The organism is Candidatus Bathyarchaeota archaeon (assembly GCA_026014735.1).
Classification (GTDB): Archaea; Thermoproteota; Bathyarchaeia; order Bathyarchaeales; family Bathycorpusculaceae; genus Bathycorpusculum.
This window is the reverse complement of the sequence record JAOZHT010000003.1, coordinates 102725-118202: the sequence shown is the minus strand read 5'-3', so window position 1 is coordinate 118202 and position 15478 is coordinate 102725. Positions and strand designations below refer to the sequence as shown.

The 15478-nt window shown below is 49.1% G+C and carries 22 protein-coding genes and 1 pseudogene; 2 read left to right on the top strand and 21 right to left on the bottom strand.

What is annotated here, in order from left to right:
- Positions 1-26: 26 nt before the first annotated feature.
- The 15 genes and pseudogenes from NWE93_10915 to NWE93_10845 form a co-directional block, all read right to left on the bottom strand.
- Positions 27-695: a translation initiation factor IF-6 gene (locus NWE93_10915; GenBank protein ID MCW4000740.1), complete on the bottom strand. Its 669-nt coding sequence runs from the start codon at positions 693-695 to the stop codon at positions 27-29.
- A gap of 91 nt (positions 696-786) precedes the next feature.
- A pseudogene (locus NWE93_10910) lies at positions 787-861 on the bottom strand (ATP-binding protein).
- A gap of 529 nt (positions 862-1390) precedes the next feature.
- Positions 1391-1870, bottom strand: a complete 480-nt coding sequence (locus NWE93_10905; GenBank protein MCW4000739.1) for a 60S ribosomal protein L31 — start codon at positions 1868-1870, stop codon at positions 1391-1393.
- A gap of 15 nt (positions 1871-1885) precedes the next feature.
- A complete protein-coding gene (locus tag NWE93_10900; GenBank protein MCW4000738.1) occupies positions 1886-2044 on the bottom strand; it encodes a 50S ribosomal protein L39e in 159 nt (52 codons plus the stop codon).
- Between the two features lie 4 nt (positions 2045-2048).
- Positions 2049-2384, bottom strand: coding sequence for a DNA-binding protein (locus NWE93_10895; GenBank protein ID MCW4000737.1), 336 nt, complete (start codon positions 2382-2384; stop codon positions 2049-2051).
- A 6-nt stretch (positions 2385-2390) separates the two neighbouring features.
- On the bottom strand, positions 2391-2855 hold the full coding sequence (locus tag NWE93_10890; GenBank protein ID MCW4000736.1) for a 30S ribosomal protein S19e: 465 nt from the start codon (positions 2853-2855) through the stop codon (positions 2391-2393).
- 262 nt (positions 2856-3117) lie between these two features.
- Positions 3118-3612, bottom strand: a complete 495-nt coding sequence (locus tag NWE93_10885; protein MCW4000735.1) for a shikimate kinase — start codon at positions 3610-3612, stop codon at positions 3118-3120.
- A 94-nt stretch (positions 3613-3706) separates the two neighbouring features.
- The gene (locus NWE93_10880; protein MCW4000734.1) at positions 3707-3922 is read right to left on the bottom strand and encodes a hypothetical protein; all 216 of its coding nucleotides are present in this window, start codon (positions 3920-3922) and stop codon (positions 3707-3709) included.
- 306 nt (positions 3923-4228) lie between these two features.
- Complete coding sequence (locus NWE93_10875; protein ID MCW4000733.1) at positions 4229-4462, bottom strand: hypothetical protein; 234 nt, start codon at positions 4460-4462, stop codon at positions 4229-4231.
- A 283-nt stretch (positions 4463-4745) separates the two neighbouring features.
- Positions 4746-5015 (bottom strand): hypothetical protein, encoded by a 270-nt coding sequence (locus tag NWE93_10870; protein ID MCW4000732.1) that lies wholly within the window; start codon positions 5013-5015, stop codon positions 4746-4748.
- Positions 5015-5647, bottom strand: a complete 633-nt coding sequence (locus tag NWE93_10865) for a hypothetical protein (GenBank protein ID MCW4000731.1) — start codon at positions 5645-5647, stop codon at positions 5015-5017. The genes NWE93_10870 and NWE93_10865 overlap by 1 nt, the downstream gene beginning before the upstream one ends.
- 95 nt (positions 5648-5742) lie before the next feature.
- Positions 5743-6387 (bottom strand): hypothetical protein, encoded by a 645-nt coding sequence (locus NWE93_10860; protein MCW4000730.1) that lies wholly within the window; start codon positions 6385-6387, stop codon positions 5743-5745.
- A 6-nt stretch (positions 6388-6393) separates the two neighbouring features.
- Positions 6394-6990, bottom strand: a complete 597-nt coding sequence (locus NWE93_10855; protein MCW4000729.1) for a hypothetical protein — start codon at positions 6988-6990, stop codon at positions 6394-6396.
- Positions 6991-7145: 155 nt separating this feature from the next.
- Entirely contained in the window at positions 7146-7457 is a 312-nt protein-coding gene (locus NWE93_10850; GenBank protein MCW4000728.1) for a YhbY family RNA-binding protein, read from the bottom strand.
- On the bottom strand, positions 7420-7776 hold the full coding sequence (locus tag NWE93_10845) for a hypothetical protein (protein ID MCW4000727.1): 357 nt from the start codon (positions 7774-7776) through the stop codon (positions 7420-7422). The genes NWE93_10850 and NWE93_10845 overlap by 38 nt, the downstream gene beginning before the upstream one ends.
- Before the next feature lie 367 nt (positions 7777-8143).
- On the opposite strand from NWE93_10845, the gene NWE93_10840 reads away from it, so the two are divergent.
- Positions 8144-8491, top strand: a complete 348-nt coding sequence (locus NWE93_10840; protein ID MCW4000726.1) for a hypothetical protein — start codon at positions 8144-8146, stop codon at positions 8489-8491.
- 103 nt (positions 8492-8594) lie between these two features.
- On the opposite strand, the gene rfbD is transcribed toward NWE93_10840, so the two are convergent.
- From rfbD to NWE93_10820, 4 genes are all read right to left on the bottom strand, one after another.
- A complete protein-coding gene (gene rfbD, locus NWE93_10835; protein ID MCW4000725.1) occupies positions 8595-9491 on the bottom strand; it encodes a dTDP-4-dehydrorhamnose reductase in 897 nt (298 codons plus the stop codon).
- Positions 9488-10495 (bottom strand): dTDP-glucose 4,6-dehydratase, encoded by a 1008-nt coding sequence (rfbB, locus tag NWE93_10830; protein ID MCW4000724.1) that lies wholly within the window; start codon positions 10493-10495, stop codon positions 9488-9490. Before rfbB ends, rfbD begins: the two co-directional genes overlap by 4 nt.
- Before the next feature lie 9 nt (positions 10496-10504).
- Complete coding sequence (locus tag NWE93_10825) at positions 10505-11008, bottom strand: dTDP-4-dehydrorhamnose 3,5-epimerase family protein (protein MCW4000723.1); 504 nt, start codon at positions 11006-11008, stop codon at positions 10505-10507.
- Between the two features lie 66 nt (positions 11009-11074).
- Positions 11075-12133: a glucose-1-phosphate thymidylyltransferase gene (locus NWE93_10820; GenBank protein MCW4000722.1), complete on the bottom strand. Its 1059-nt coding sequence runs from the start codon at positions 12131-12133 to the stop codon at positions 11075-11077.
- 143 nt (positions 12134-12276) lie between these two features.
- Between NWE93_10820 and NWE93_10815 the strand changes: the two genes are divergently transcribed.
- Positions 12277-12480 carry a hypothetical protein gene (locus tag NWE93_10815; GenBank protein ID MCW4000721.1) on the top strand — a complete coding sequence of 68 codons (204 nt, stop codon included), beginning with the start codon at positions 12277-12279 and terminating at the stop codon, positions 12478-12480.
- 19 nt (positions 12481-12499) lie between these two features.
- Here the strand turns inward: NWE93_10815 and NWE93_10810 are convergent, their stop codons facing one another.
- Together NWE93_10810 and NWE93_10805 are read right to left on the bottom strand one after the other, a co-directional pair.
- Positions 12500-14080, bottom strand: coding sequence for a flippase (locus NWE93_10810; protein MCW4000720.1), 1581 nt, complete (start codon positions 14078-14080; stop codon positions 12500-12502).
- Between the two features lie 165 nt (positions 14081-14245).
- Complete coding sequence (locus NWE93_10805; GenBank protein MCW4000719.1) at positions 14246-15478, bottom strand: glycosyltransferase; 1233 nt, start codon at positions 15476-15478, stop codon at positions 14246-14248.

Genomic DNA, 15478 nt, shown 5'->3' with positions numbered 1-15478 from the left:
ATGAGTCCTTAGATTTTCATAGGGCACTAAAGGGTGCTTAGGGCATGCTCGATTATGAACATTTCAGGCCCAGTCGTCATGGAACCCGCCACTGCCGCGTTGCTGTTGGCAAGCAAACCCGTGCCCACATAGGGTATGCCGCAGTTGACGGTGCCCACTTCCACGGGAACCTTAAAGACGCTTTCAAGAATCTTCTTTTCCGCCTCTTTTAGCAGCGGATGCGCCAGCACGCCCTTGTTGGTTGCAGTCGCCAGCGACCCCACATAGGGCAACCCAGCGATCTCGGTGGGAACCGCTTCGACGCCAAGTGCATCGGAGATTGCCTTGATTTCTTTTTCTTTAAAGCGTGGATCAACCACTGCGCCCTTATCGCTGGCAAGCACCAGGTTGCCGTAGGCGGTTTTTTTGGTGTCCATAACTGTGAGGTTGCCTTTGTAGACGGCTTTGATGCGTTGGATTTCTTCTTCGCGCACCGAGTTAGGCAGCAGCATGCCGTTGCTGTTGGCGCATGAGAGTGCGCCTGCGAGAACTGAGCCGCTGATGGTTGTGTAGACCAATTCAGCTTTAAGCCAGTCAGCGTATTCCTGGGCTTTCTCCTGCGGCACCATAACTGGGATAATCACTATTTTTTCGGTTGCCAGCGAGTACACGCCGATGCTGGGGCTTCCAACGATGCTGGATAAGTAAACAGTCAAGAAACCTCGGTCTCCAATACAGTCTTAGCGAAAATTGTCATGCACAGTGCCTATTTTAGATTGCGGTGTTCTTATTCTTTAAACATGCTCGTTAAGGATTGAATGGAAGAATAACAGTGAAATTCGTGCCTTCACCGACTTGGCTTTCAAAGTAAACACCGCCACCTAGAGCTTCAGTGAGGCGCTTAACATCTGCTAAACCTAGCCCCTGTCCTTTGGCTTTTGTGGTGAAAAGCGGCTTAAAATCGGGGGTTTAACTGCTTCAGGTATACCTGATCCTGTATCCTTAACTGAAACCAAGACTATGCAGAAACCTTTAGGGAGAAAGCCAGCAGACGGTGCGTTTTATGCAGTTGAGCAAGATAAAAGCGGTGGCGAAGGAAGCTTGGGTGACCTGGGCGTTTATCAGAATTCAAATTCCCTGTTCTGCTTGTGGCGGGCTCCACAACCAGCCAGCAATGCGCCACAACGCCTGACGCCAAAACGCGTTGTTTTAGGCAAACCTTAGGTTGTTGTTGAATAAAGGAGGTTCCCCCACAACAACAACTATAGAAAAAAAGAGTTAACGCTAGAATTTTGATCTACTGATATAGGAGCGGGATGGTGACAGCGCAAAGCGCAAATTAAGCTATCATAGAAAGTGACTGAAAATAAAAAGAAAAACTACAAAGTTAAAACTGAAGGAAAATAGGTGTTTACTGGTTTTCGGCCAGATAAACGGTGACGTTGCCGTCTTTGTCTTTGGTGACGCGGGTTTTGATTTTCCGCGGCGGCTTCTCGATGCCTCTTCCCCAGATTTTCTCGTTAACTTCAGGGGCAACAAGCAACTGAGGTAACTCTTCTTCTTCCTCTTCCTCGCTGACCTTCATTTCAAGCTTCATGTGCTTGGTAACAAAGATTTTAACGAGCTGCATGGCGCGTGGCGCACGCTTCTTAGGCGGGCGAATCAGGGCTTTCTGCAGGGGAATAGTGTAGAAGCGTTCTTCAACGATTTCTTGTTCCTCTTTCTTTTTGTGTTTAGCCTTTGCCTTCTCTTCTGCGGCTTCCTCGGTTTCTGGCGCCTGCTCCTGTGCGGCTTCGGTTGCCTGTAGCTGCTGCTCTTCGGGTGCCTCAGCTATTTCTTCGATGGTTTCCTCTTGGACTTCTTGTTCTTGCGGTTTAGTTTCCTTGGGCATTATGTTCTGTTTCTCCTATGCCTTTATTTTGCGGGTTCGCCAGTTGCGCCGCATTTTAGGGTTCACTCTGACTTTGCCGTCTGTTCGGGCGATAACCCATGTTGGTACAGACTGGGATTCTTTGCCAGCTTTAGCTAATCGGAGTTTTTTCGCGGTTGGTTTTACTCTCGCCATTTTTCTATATCCTTCTTATCGTTGTCTCTCGCTTCCGTGATTGAAGCTGGATTAGGATGGATTTGAGCTGTGCATCTGAAAGCGGAATCGGCAGCCTGCCGCTTTGCGCCATGTCGATGAGTTGCAACTCGATTTGGTCAGCGAACTCCTTCTTCACCATTTTCAGGTTATTAAGCCGCTGCCTTGCCTCAGGTGTCAATATCTTCGCAAGCAACGCCTGCTTTTGAGCTTCAAGTTGCTGTTCGGCTTGAGATTGCCTCTGCTCGTCGCTTACGCTTGCGCGGTTCTGCATCGAGAGAAGTTTTCTCTTGCGAATCTGCTCAAGCTCATCATCTGACATGTTCTCTTATTCGCCTTGATACTTCCTAAGCTCAGGGACAGATTTGACTAGCTCCTTTGCCAGGTCTCCAGCGACTTCCTGCATCATCTTGCGGCCCTTCGGAGTCACCACTCTGCCCTTGGGGCGGGTAACCTGTACAAAACCTGCGGATTCAAGCTGCTGCAGCGACTTGCGTATGCCGCTTCCGCCTGATTTGCACGCGTGGTTCTTGTGGACACCGTTGTTTTTGCGTCCGCCATAGTCGCTGCGGAGGTTTTCTAGGCCGATGGGGCCGTGAACGTAGACCTTGCGCAGGATTGATGCGCTGCGTGTGTACCACCAGTTGGGGTTTTGGGGTTGCTTCTCTACGTGGGTGCCGGTTTTGGCGAAGGTTGCCCATGTAGGGGGCTGCACTTCATCCACGTTTTCCCGTAGGTACTTGGCTAATCGGTCGATGTACTTTTGGGCTGGAACGTCATGTGGAGTCGTCAAAGATTCTCTATCCTATTGGTTTTTCCTTGCACTAAAACAGTGAAGCCTAATATAAATATTCTCTGAATCAGAGAGCAAACGCTGTTGCTCTGCCGCATCTATCCCCCCTCTATTTATAGGCTCAACACCTGCAGGTGGCTTGATGATGATACGCATCAGTTGCAGGCAGTTCACTTGTGCCATCCAATGTTTGTGGCGGTATTAAATGGTTTTCTAGGCAATCGCAGCCAAACCTGTTTCTGCCCGGGCTGCAAGCGATGGACTAAAATATTGCCGCGACAATCCCCTCAACCACCGCCCCGTCATCTAAGCCAGCCACCTCCACGGTCACGTCCGCGTAGCGCCGATACAGCGGCAGCCGCTCCAAAAAAACCGCCTCCAACCCCCTCGCACGCAAACCCACAATGCCCCGCTCAGAAAAATCCCCCGTGCGCCGCCTGATCTCCGCCAGGGAAGCATCCAAAAACACCACCGTCGAGATGCCCCTCAGAAAACCCATAGCCCTCTGCGAATAAATCGAACTGCCACCCGGAGAAACCACGCAGTCCCCAACCGCGCCCAAACCCAAAATGGCTTTCTCCTCCAACGCCAGAAACTTGGAATCCCCCAAACTGTCAACTAAATCCTGAAGCCTCCGCCCATGAACTGCCTCAATGACACGGTCCACGTCGATAAAACGATAATTCAGCCGCTCAGCCAAAAGCGCCCCTACACGACTCTTCCCAACACCAGACATACCAATGAGGGTAACATTCATAATGACACTATACTTTAATCGCTGTTATTTTCTTTTTTATGGCGATAGAACGGTGCGAAGAAAAGGGCACATCAACTTATTTACCTATGATTAACTATTTTTTGGTGTCCTCTTCGTTTGAAACGGGCAAAAATGTCTCGATTCTTTTGGTGTTTTGATTTTTCATTTTAACCGCCTCTTTGGGTCTATATTTGGTGAAGTCTGTTTTATGTGTTAATTCATTATTTTTTGTTTTTTTCGATGTCATTTTCTTAACCTCTAAAATTTTCTGAATTTTATTTTCATTAGGGCAGGGAAACATTGTTTCCATAAAACTATCTGAGCGGTGTGAATAAGCAGTTTTGGGTAGTCCAACGAAATGAAATCTACAATCTACACATTGTCACTTTGGCTCAGATGCCTTTTACCTTTTGCCATCGGTATACTTGCCCATTCCACAAACCGAACATTTAACTTCTTTCTCCGAGCTCTCAAGAGCGCTACTTCCGCAATAAGGACAACTATTTAAAAATTCTTTAGACATAAGAAATCATGTTCTCCAGAACATTATAGGCGACACATCTCCCTGTTAAAGATGTGGGTAACAAATGTGTAATTTTAAAAAGTGCCACGCTGATTACCTTTCTTCTTTTACCCAGATTCTGAACATTTTTTCCTTACCTTTCTTATAGCAACTAAAATCTGATGCAGCTACTTCCTCAACCTCCACAGTAACTTCCCCATAAATTTCCTTATACTGCTCCAACCAATTAACAAAATGTGCGCCCCCACCCACATATTTCTTAACCCACCTCTCACCATGCGCATTCAAGAACCAACTCTTTGCGGGGGTAAACACAGATTCTGGCATAGTTCAAAGCCTAAGGTGCCTTGGAATAAGAGATTTATCCTCGTAAGATTGCTGCAAAGAACGGTTGTGGCCCCCATTTCTGCAGTCGCATAAACAACCGCCGCTATCGCTCAGAACACTTAACACCATGCCGAAAACTAAGATTCACCGATGTCCTCTAGAAATTTTGCTATTAGTCTGTTGTCGAAATAATGGCCGTCTTTGAAGGGCTGTAACATTCCACGTTTTAGTTCTTTGCAGGTTTCGACCCGCAATGCGCTGCTTGAGCAGGCGAACTTACCGGTTATAGTCTAAACTCAGGGGTATCATCAAAGAGGTGACGGTATGTCTTGTTAAAGAGGGCGATGTATTCGCTGGCTTGCTCGGTGGATTTGAGCAGGGTCAAATCGCCGTTTTCTACTTCCACAAGAAAGTTCCGCTGTTTTAGGAAGTCTATGTGGGTTTGCCCAATCTTCGAGTTCAAATTACAGCGGTTGATTATGCTGGTGAAGCTGCGGGGCGTGCGGCAGAACGTGAGGATCTCCCAGAAGATCTCATAATGCGTCCGCTTCATTACGGCTCACCCAGAACTTTTTGCAGCGCCGCTTGGGCTTTCTCGGTTTGGGTTAGCCGCTTATCCCAAACCGCGGAGTACCTGCTAAAGAAGTGGGGAAGCAGATAGCAGGCAGCGGCGACCCCATAGCAGATGGCGATGCTTAGCAGCGAGAGCCAAAGTTGCATGCCCCCTATTCCTGAGAACGCCAGCGAGATAAGCTGCAGCGAAGCCATAAGCGCGAAGGCGGCGCAGGCGACTTTGCTGATGGTCACCATCAGTTTTAGGGTTGGCTTGTTTTCTCGGTAAGCAGCCAATAAATCAATGATTATACCCGTTAAGGCTTCCTCGTCGAGGGTGTTGTCTTTTCGGTGCTGCTTGAGGCTGTTGCCTAAATCGAAGGCGGGCTCCATTATTTGGATGGTGGAGAAAATCCATTTGAAGGCAACCGCGAAGGCCAAGCCGCCCAGCACCATCAGCCCCAGTTGGTCAAGGGGGGGAAAAGTCAAAGTTGTCGCTGCCAAAACCAGGTTAGGCATCAGGAAGTAGGCGCCGAAGGCAAACCCAAAGGCGCTGCACATCAAGTTAATTATGACTAAGCCCTGTAGGCTGCTGAGTTCATTCTGAAGTTTATGCGCCGTATCCGTTGACATGTAATGTTTCACCAGGCACAGTTAGGGTTGACTTTGAATATAAACGGGCACGAAACATCGTTACATACGCAAGTTACACAAGAAAAGCCGGAAGATTAGGGCTGGGGCACTGCGGGGGCTGCCGGAGCAGGAGCGGGTGTCGGAGCGGGGGTTTGGGGGCTGGATGCGGGGGCAGCAGGGGCCGCTGGAGGCACCACTTTTCGGTGGTAAACCCTTGCGATGATGCAGAGCGCCGCCACCACGATAGCCAAGTAGAAGGGAAAGAGAAATGCAGAGCTAACTTCAACCCGTATGTTTACGCCTCCGGGGGCAAGCCCGGCGGGGAGCCCAACTTCGCCTGCGCCCATCAGGGGGAAATTAAAGCCTGAGAGCAGGGTAACGGAGAAGTACATGATGAGCAACGAGACTACAAAGAGGATGAGTGCGTAGAGGGGTTTTTTGTAGCCGAAACTCAGGAGTGTTTTGGCGTAGGATTTGGTTGGGATAACTGAGTAGATCAGAAGGGTGATGCCGCCGGAGAGCAAGGTAAGCAGCGCGGCTAGGTTTAGAGCCCAGATGAGGGGGACTGTTAGGATGCTGCCGAAGAGGGAGAAGTTGAAGTTAACGGGGGAAAAGTTGACGGTGGCAAAGGAGGGGTTGCCTACGTTGAATTGCCACCAGGGAACATACGCTGAGACGGCAACCAGCACAACGGTGAGGATGCCGGCGGTTAAAGCTATGTAGTTGATGGCTCGCGGCATAGTTGTCTACCCTGTGAAGTTGACTCCGGAGGCGGAGAGGGGAACCGTGGCGGTGTAGGGTCCGCTTAAATCAACTTTTATGCCGTTCACGTCGATATGGAAGTTCACGACTGATATTGTGACTGAGCCGCTCTGCTGGTAGTTGTTGAGGATGTAGGTTTCGCCGCTTTGGGTCCATGAACCCACAACGGTGACGTCGGCGGTTTGGCCCGACACGATGGTTAAGGGAGCGCTTAGGCTGACGGTGGCAAGTGCCTGTCCATCCTGGGTTTGCACGTCAGCGTTTAGTGAGTTGAGGGTTAAGTCGTAGTTGAGGGGGTTGGTGAAGTTCACGGTCACACGGAAGGTTCGGCTTGTGTAGTCAACGTCTGCGCTGACTAGCTGGGGCATAACAAAGCTGTTGAGGAGTTCACTGGGGTTTTGGCTGCCTCCGGTTACGGTTTGGTTTAAGAAGAAGCTGGTATCGCCATTCATTAAGCCCTCAACCTCGGAGGGAATGACTAGCCCAGTTAAATCATCCTGGTACATAACGACGACTGCGCCCACTGGCCCAACCACTAAGCCTATGCTGATTAATGTTAATAAGACACTAATTATCTGCATGCAAACATCCCTAAACTAGAGTTTATGTTGCGATTTAGTTTTAAGGTTTGTCCCTATCATCCAAGCCAAAGCCCTGTGTTGAACAGAAATACAAAGCCAACTCATAAGCGGGGCAGTCAGGGCATCGGTTGCTTTCTGGCAGGAAGCTTCAAAGCCTAACTTGTAGGCTCCGCCTCTGGCTCGGGCGAACGCCGTTTCCTAAACAGTATAAACACGTGCCCCCGCACCTCAACAAGCGCCGACTCCGTTGCCGCCGCTGCTTTCTTGGCGATTTCCTCGGCTGTGACGAGTTCACGAAGCGCCGCGGGCAATACCCGCACTTTCACCATCTTGTTTCTTTGAAGTTGCTTTTCGATTTCCGCCACTGACTGCTCGGTTAAGCCGTCTTTGCCCACCCATATGGTGGGGTTCTCGTCTTTGAGGACATGCTTAACGTGACGTTTCATCCTTGTGGTTATCTTGCTCACTACTATGCACCTTTTTTCTGGTTCTATAACGGGTTTGGTTCCCGCAGTTTAAACATGTTACTACCACATGAGGCTCCCTTTTCTGCTTTACCCTAACACGGCAGTTGATGCCATGCACAAAGAAGCTGTTGCATTGTTTGCAGGTTTGGCGGCGATACTCCTGTGGCATGCGAATCCGTGCTGCCATGGCGATTCGCCTAGCTAAACCCACATACTCCAATGCAAGTTTGGGGTTGCTTCGCCGCAGCTTCTGAGCTTGCTCATAGAGGATTGCGATGCGTTGATGCGCGATCTGCTTGATGCTGGTCTGCTTCATCATGGCCTAACAAATGCAAAGGCGCAGAGGTGTTACATAACAATTGCGCCTAACAAGGAAAGTTCTGGGTCTGCTGCTAATTCTTTTCTATAGTTGTTGCTGCAGAGGACCCCTTTTACACAACAACAACCCGCGGGTTGCAGTAAACAATCCTTTTTTGCGTCAGACGTTGTGGCATATTGCAGGCGGGTTGTGGCGTTTTCCACAAGCACATCAACACCCAAGCATAGAGTTGTTGCTCAGCCTATACCTCCCGCCCCCATATAATAAAGGTGGCATTACTGATAGACAAACCAAATAACAAACATTGAAATTGCGAAAATTAAGGGCTGCGAAATGCAGATATATGGCTTATTTATAGTTTGATGTTATGTCATTTGCAACTCCAATTGTCGATTTTTTGCCGCCCCCTAACCCATTTATACCATTGTTATTCATTCTGTGGTTTTTATTTCCTATTTTGAGCCTAAGCGCAGTGTTGCTATTAAGAAACAACAAATCTGTCTCCGCACATACCGTTGGCGCAATGGGGCTTTTTTTGGGTGGACTTGGATTGGCCATAAATATTGGGGTTATTGCCTTTATTGATGCTTTAGCGATGAGCGGTTTCAATGACTTAATCGTTACCTTAGATCTGCTTATGATCATTGGATTACAGATGCCCAACCTGTACGTTGGTTACTCTAAGTTCACACAAAAATCAGTTGCTCAAAAATAAAAACTTGAAAATCGAAATAACGATAAATTTATCTGAACATTGCTAAACCAAAACCGCGCCGCTCAACAACCCTCGGAAAACGAACAATTAAGGGGTGAAGCCGCTATTCTGGGTGGGGTTCGGGGGATAGTTCATGTTTTAGCTGCTTTAGCGCCGCTGCCAGCGGAAGAGGCTTGCATTTGAGTTGGCGCTGCGCTTTAGAGGTGTCAAGGGAGGAGTCGGTGGGGCGCTGTGCCATCCAGTTGAACTGTGAGGTGGTTACCTTGTCGATCAGGGATTTGTCGAGGCCGAAGACTTCGGCGATTTGCTGGGCGAACTCTAGGCGGCTGACTCTGGTTGCTCCGCAGAGATGGTAAACCCCGGTTAGGCGGCGGTCGACCACTTCAAGAGTCATCTCTGCGAGGTTAGTGTTTAATGTAGGGGTGATCCATTGGTCTTTGACGATTTTGACGCGGTTGCCTTTGCGGAGGGATTCTATTAGCCATAGCGCAAAGTTGACTTTGCCAGCGGCGGGGGTAGCGCCATATATGACGCTGGGCCGAACGACACAGGAGTTAGGCAGATAATAAACGATTATTTCCGCTTCAAGCTTCGTTAAACCATAGTAGTTGAGGGGCTCAGGCGAATCGGATTCAACGTAGCAGCCTTTTTCGCCGCTAAACACGTAGTCCGTGGACACATAGAACAGGAAGGACTCGGTTTCCTCGCAGGCGTCAGCTACGTTTTTGGTGCCCTCCACGTTGACTTTCCATGCAAGAGCCTTATCCACCTCGCATTTATCAACATCAGTCAACGAGGCAGCATGAACAACAACATCCGGCTTCAGCTTTTTTATCGTCTCGAGAACTTGTTCTCTATCAGCCACGTTTAACCGCACAAAGTTTCCATAAACCGATAGTTCCTGGATGTCTGAGGAGTAAACCTCAAAACCCCGCGCCAATGCAAGCTGCGCCAGTTTGGAGCCATATAGGCCGCTGGCGCCTGTGATGAGCAGCTTCAACGCAGACCACCCAGCTTCCAAGGTGTCGGATGCAGAATTACGTCGGTTGCAAAGGGCGTCCACCAGCGCTCATTAGCCAGATACCACTCCACAGTAGACCGCAGCGCCTCATCAAAGCTCGCGCTTGGCTTCCAGCCTAATTCACTGCGAAGTTTAGAGGAATCAAGGCTGTAGCGGACATCATGGCCGGGTCGATCCTCCACGTAGGTGATGAGGGCTTCGGGCTTCTTGAGCTGCGAAAGGATACGCTTGACGATGTCAAGGTTAGCTAACTCGTTGCTTGCTGAAACATTGTAGATTTCGCCGGGTTTGCCCTTCTCAAGGACAACGCTGATGGCTTTGCAGTGGTCACCCACATATATCCAGTCGCGGATGTTGGTGCCTTTACCGTATATGGGTATGGGCAGGTCACGTAGCCCACGGATGATGGTTTTGGGAATCAGCTTCTCGGGCAACTGGTAGGAGCCAAAATTGTTGGTGCACCGAGTGATTGAAACGTTTAAGCCGAAGGTTTTATGGTAGGAGAGCACGAACATGTCGGCGGCTGCCTTTGACGCCGAATAGGGATTCGAGGGGCGTGGCGGCGTGTTCTCTGTAAAGGAGCCCTCCAAGGCTTCCCCGTAGACCTCGTCGGTGGAAACCTGCACGAACCGCGCCTTGTGGTTGTGGCGGCGGATGGCTTCCAGAACCGTGAAGGTGCCCAACGTGTTGTTCTGCAAAAAGACGTTTGGGTCAGCTATGCTGCGGTCCACATGGGTCTCCGCGGCTATGTTAACAACGGCGTCAACCTGGTGGACTAGGCGATTAATCAGCTGTGGGTTGCAGATGTCGCCTTTTATGAAGGTATAGTTCTTGTTGTTTTCGACGTCATGTAGGTTCGCGGGGTTCGCGCCTATGCCGACTTTGTCGACGTTTATGATTTCATAGTCGGGGAAGGCTGCAAGCATATATCGAATGAAGTTGCTGCCGATAAATCCTAAACCGCCTGTAACTAACACTTTCATATCTATCACCTACTTATGCGGGGGATAATTCCAGTCCCAGCTTTTACCAACACGGATGTCAGATGCTTTGCCGTTGACGATTTTCGGGATGAGTGTTGGATCATTCCAGTCACGGCGTTCCTCATCGGGGGCTTTAACGTCATAGAGGTTAGTGGTGAAGTACACCAGCATAGCCGGCTCGTTGCCCACCGCTTTAAAGCCATGCCAGTAATGCCCCGGCATACGGACCAACTGCAAATCGGTGCCGCTTGAAACCACCTCGTTAACCTCGGATGTTACCTCGTCAAAGGCACAAATCTTTATTGTACCTCGCAGCACCAAGAAGTAATCCACTTGCCCGCGGAGGTGACGGTGCCAGGCACGGATGACGTCGGGGTAAGTGTAGGAGAAATTTGCCTGCGCTATGTTGTCTTCGCCAAATAGGTCCCTCCAGTCGCTGCGCATGATTTCGCAGAAGAAGCCTCTTTCGTCAGGAAAACGTTTTATCGGTTTTATTCTTATGCCGTCCAACATTGACTTTCTTACCCACCATCAAATATATCGTTTGAAAATATTAATATAACATTCCCCAAATCTTTGCTAAACTTCAAGCTCCGAGTATTCGCCAACATGCAACTTCAAGGTTCGGTTCCGCTGGTTGCGGGTTACCTTCGCATTCTTGCCGATTAAGCTGTCCTCCAGCCGCTCGATGTCCTTAATCAACACGCAGTCCTGCACCACACAGTACTCGATGTTTGAGTTACAAATCGTTGAGCCATCACCGACGCTCGTGTAGGGACCCACAAAGGAATTCTCAACCAAAACGTTCTTGCCGATGACGCAGGGACCACGGATGGTGCTGTTGACGATTTTAGCATCCGCATCAACCTTAACGCGGCCATCCACAACGCTGCCGATGACTGAGCCCTTGACGTCATATTGGATGTATTCATCAAGGATTTTCGCGTTGGCTGAAAGTATATCGTCTTTTTTGCCTGTATCAAGCCACCAGGAATGCAGAATCTCAGCTTTAACCGAGAAGCCCATGTTTATCATTTCCTGGATGGCATCGGTGATTTCGAGTTCTCCACGCCAAGACGGCTTTATCCGCTCGATAGCCTGATGGACTTTGCTGGAGAACAGATAAGTGCCTATGATGGCGAGGTTTCCCATCGGCGTTTTAGGTTTCTCCACCAGCTTTATGATGTTGCCCTGAGAATCAAGCTGTGCGATGCCAAAGCTGGAGGGGTTCTCAACTTCCTTAAGGATTATAAGGGCATCTAGATGCTCTTTTTGGAATTTCTTAACAAACGGCGTTAAGCCCTGCCCCGTCACGTTGTCGCCCAGACACATAACAAAGGAATCCTGCCCCAGAAAACGCCGGGCAGTCTTAACGGCATGCGCCAGCCCCAGCGGCTGCTGCGGGATATAGCAGACATCTAGCTTCCAGTCTGCGCCGTCCCCGACGTATGCTTCAACGTGGTGTCCAGTTTCGGGGGCAGTGATGATGCCGACTTTTCTTATGCTGGTGGCGGCAACCTGATCGAGCACGTAGCCCAAGATGGGTTTGTTTGCCACTGGAATAAGCTGTTTTGCACATGTGAACGTTAAGGGTCGAAGGCGGGTTCCTTTGCCGCCGCTGAGTACAAGCGCTTTCATACCAGTCACCTAAGCAACCATACCTATATGCATCTTTGCTCCTACTAAAAATTTCTGTTCTGTGATTGCTACGTGACAGCAATATATACTTATAAGCTTCAGAAAGATAGTAGTAATTAGCGCTTTTTCGGCAGTTGTTTTTTATGAAAAAACCCTTCATTTTAGAGAATCCACAAACACGGAGAGCCAAATGCAAATTCAGCACAACTTGTGAATTGTTCTCGCAGACCAGCCACACCTGCATGCATACCGGCGGTAACTACTGCGGGAGATACCGTAGACTCAACGATGAATTAAAGGCTGGACCAGAATTCGGAAACGGCTACTTAACCCAAACATCCCAGTAGCACCAAGTTACTGCCCAATCTAGGCGGCCTTCTCTTTAGGCATCAACTTCTCAATGACATCAAACACTGCATTTAGGGGTTTCTTAAGGGGCCCCAAGCCGCCGATGATTTCCCGGATGTTACGCATGTCAGACTTTTCGATGCTTCGAGTTGCCAGAGCTGCAAACAGGAATAGGACAGCGAACACAAGGACCCCCAGCACCAGCCGTACGGGGCTACTGAAAGGCAAAGCCTCAACGAAAAGAAAAGTCAAGATCCCCGCTACCGCGGAGGAAACAGTGATTTTGGTTGAGGATTTCCAATCAACCGATACGCCATACCGATTTTTTATGTAGCGCAAACCCAGCAGCATACTCGGGATACCCGCAAAAATGGTTGTCATAATCAAACCAATTATGCCAAGCTGAGAAATCAGTATGAAAGCAAGCGGGAAACCAATGGAGACAGTAAGTAGCGTTAGTTTAAGGTTGTATCGGGTGTCGCCTTGGCTGTTAATCAGGTTTCCCATGCTTAGGTTTCCAGCTGCGGAGAAAAGGTAAATCACCGACAGCAAAGACAGGTACAGGGGAGCTTGCGTGTAGCTTTCCTGAAAGATTGTGCTGATTGCAGGCTGAGAGAGAGCCATAACCATAGCGGTTATGGGCATGACGATGAGCGCCGCATACTTAACAGAGTACTGAAAAACGTTTTTGAGGATATCAGGCTGCCGAGTGAAATCTAACTTGGAGAAGGCGGGCAGAAGCATCGTGGTTACTGGCGTCGCAAAAAACGTGATTAAGACAACAAAGTTTTGGGCCACAGAGTAGTTGCCGATTAAAGCGTTATCCGTCACGAAATACGCCATGATATAGTTGTAGTAGGTGCTTAGAAATCCCGCAGCTATAACGCCGATCGAGAGGGGCAAGCCATACTTAAGCATCGTTTTGATGGTGCCTAATAATTCTAAGCTGCCGCCATTAGACTTTGGCAGGGACCGATAAATCGTGAACATAAGCAGCACCCCCGTTATCCCCGCGATTAAGAGGGCAATTATGTTACCGACGACGGCTCCGAATGTCCCGAATCCCAACAGGACAAGCGCAATTATCAAACCCGTTTTAACAACGGACTGAATAATCATCATGATACTGTTGAGGTGCATGCGTTCCATGCCGGTGAAGGCAGAAGTGGCGGTGGTGGTTAAAGCGCTTGTTAGAATAATCAGCGAAGAGATCTGGATAAGTTGAGCTATAGCCGGCCTAGAAAACACGTTAGCTAAAAACCCCGAAAGAGAAATCGACACAACAGTCAGCAGGACCCCGACGATGATTTCGAAGGCAAGCCCCGACACAAATATGCTTCTTATTTTTGCTATGTCGTTTTGGCTGTTGTACTGCGCAGAATACTTGACCATCGCGGTGGTTAAGCCCCAATCCCGGAAAGTGGCGATGAGGGCTGGTGCAGCTAAAGCAATGGTGTAGAGGCCCATGTTGTCTTCGCCTAGAAACTTGGCGATGAGGATGGTGCCGACGGCTGAGATAAGCGTGGAGACTACGAGGCCCCATAGAACATGGAAGCTGCCCTTCGCCGAAACCTTCGCCATCTCGGTAGCCTTACTCATAGCTTGCGCATCCATTCGGTTATCGTTGTAACTTAAGAGTTGGGTCAAAGAGGCGTTTATCACTTGTGGTATATATGAGAGGAGAAAAGTTTTGTATCCGTGAGTAATGCCTGATTTGCCCGCTTAAAGACGAAAAGTTTATTCCCATAAAAATGGGTGGGGATGTTATCTTGTGCCCCATTTTTTGTCTTTCAAAGTAAACAAGCTATAGACAAATATGGGAACGCTTATGATGGAGAAAATCAACTGGAAAGTCACACGTGAAGTCCATGCATGCGTGTGCTTGCGTGCGTAGAGGGCATAGAGCAGACCCAGCAGGGATAAGCTGAAGAGATAAAACACTGTGCCTATCCATCCGTCCTGGATAAGGAAGGGACAGAGGTAGAGCATAAACACCAGAAAACCATAATTAACAAAATGCACAAGCGTGCTCAGGTAGAAAAATATGCTTTTAGATCGCCGCTTGTAAGCAAACGTCATCATGTAGAGGGTTTCGCGTATCCAGCTTTTGGTCCAGCGGACCTGCTGCTTGAGGAATTTCTTGGTGGTTTCAGGCACCTCGGTTTGGGCTACCGCATCCATCTGATAAACCGCTTCGTATCCCTCTCGGATGATTAGGTTGGTTATCGCTCGGTCAACGCCGGCGGTGACTTCTAAACCTAAAAACTTCCCGTAGAGCCACTCGTACTCCACCTGCGGAGTGATTGCTGCGCGGCGATGCGCCGAAAAAGCGCCTGCACAGCAGGAAACCATGCCGATTTCAGATTCGGCGCCACGGTAAACACGGAAGCCAATGAAGTACCAGACCTCCTGGAATTTAGTTAAGATGTTCTTGCTCCAGTTCTCAACAGTTAAGTGGCCGCTGACCGAGCCCACCTTGGGGTTTTTGAAGGGTGCAACCACATTGAGCAATGCGTTCTCGTCGAGGGTGGTGTCTGAATCCAGAAACACCAGGATTTCGCCTGTTGCAGCTCTTATACCCTCCATCCGCGCATATTTGTTTCCGCGGTTCTTCTCGAAGAAAATAATTTTTACTTTTTCGGGGTCAACGAGTTTGCTTAGCTGCTTTACGGAGTCGTTGGCGCTTCCGTCGTCCACGACGATTATTTCTTTTTTGCCTTCAGGATACTTTGCGTTTAAGGTAGAGTCAATTACCTTTTTGAGGACATCGAGGGGCTCGTTAAAAACAGCCAGAACCAAGCTGACTTTAGGTTGATAGCTTGGGTCAACGGGCACTGTCTTGTATTTCACGGATAATGTTAGAACTATGCCTAGAACCGTTGAGGTGCCGATGGCATACACGAAGAGGGCGGGGTTGTAAATGTGTGAAAGCCGATAAGAAAGCACAAGGGCTATCCCGATTATTATGGTTGCAATCAGCACTTTTTTATGTTGCAT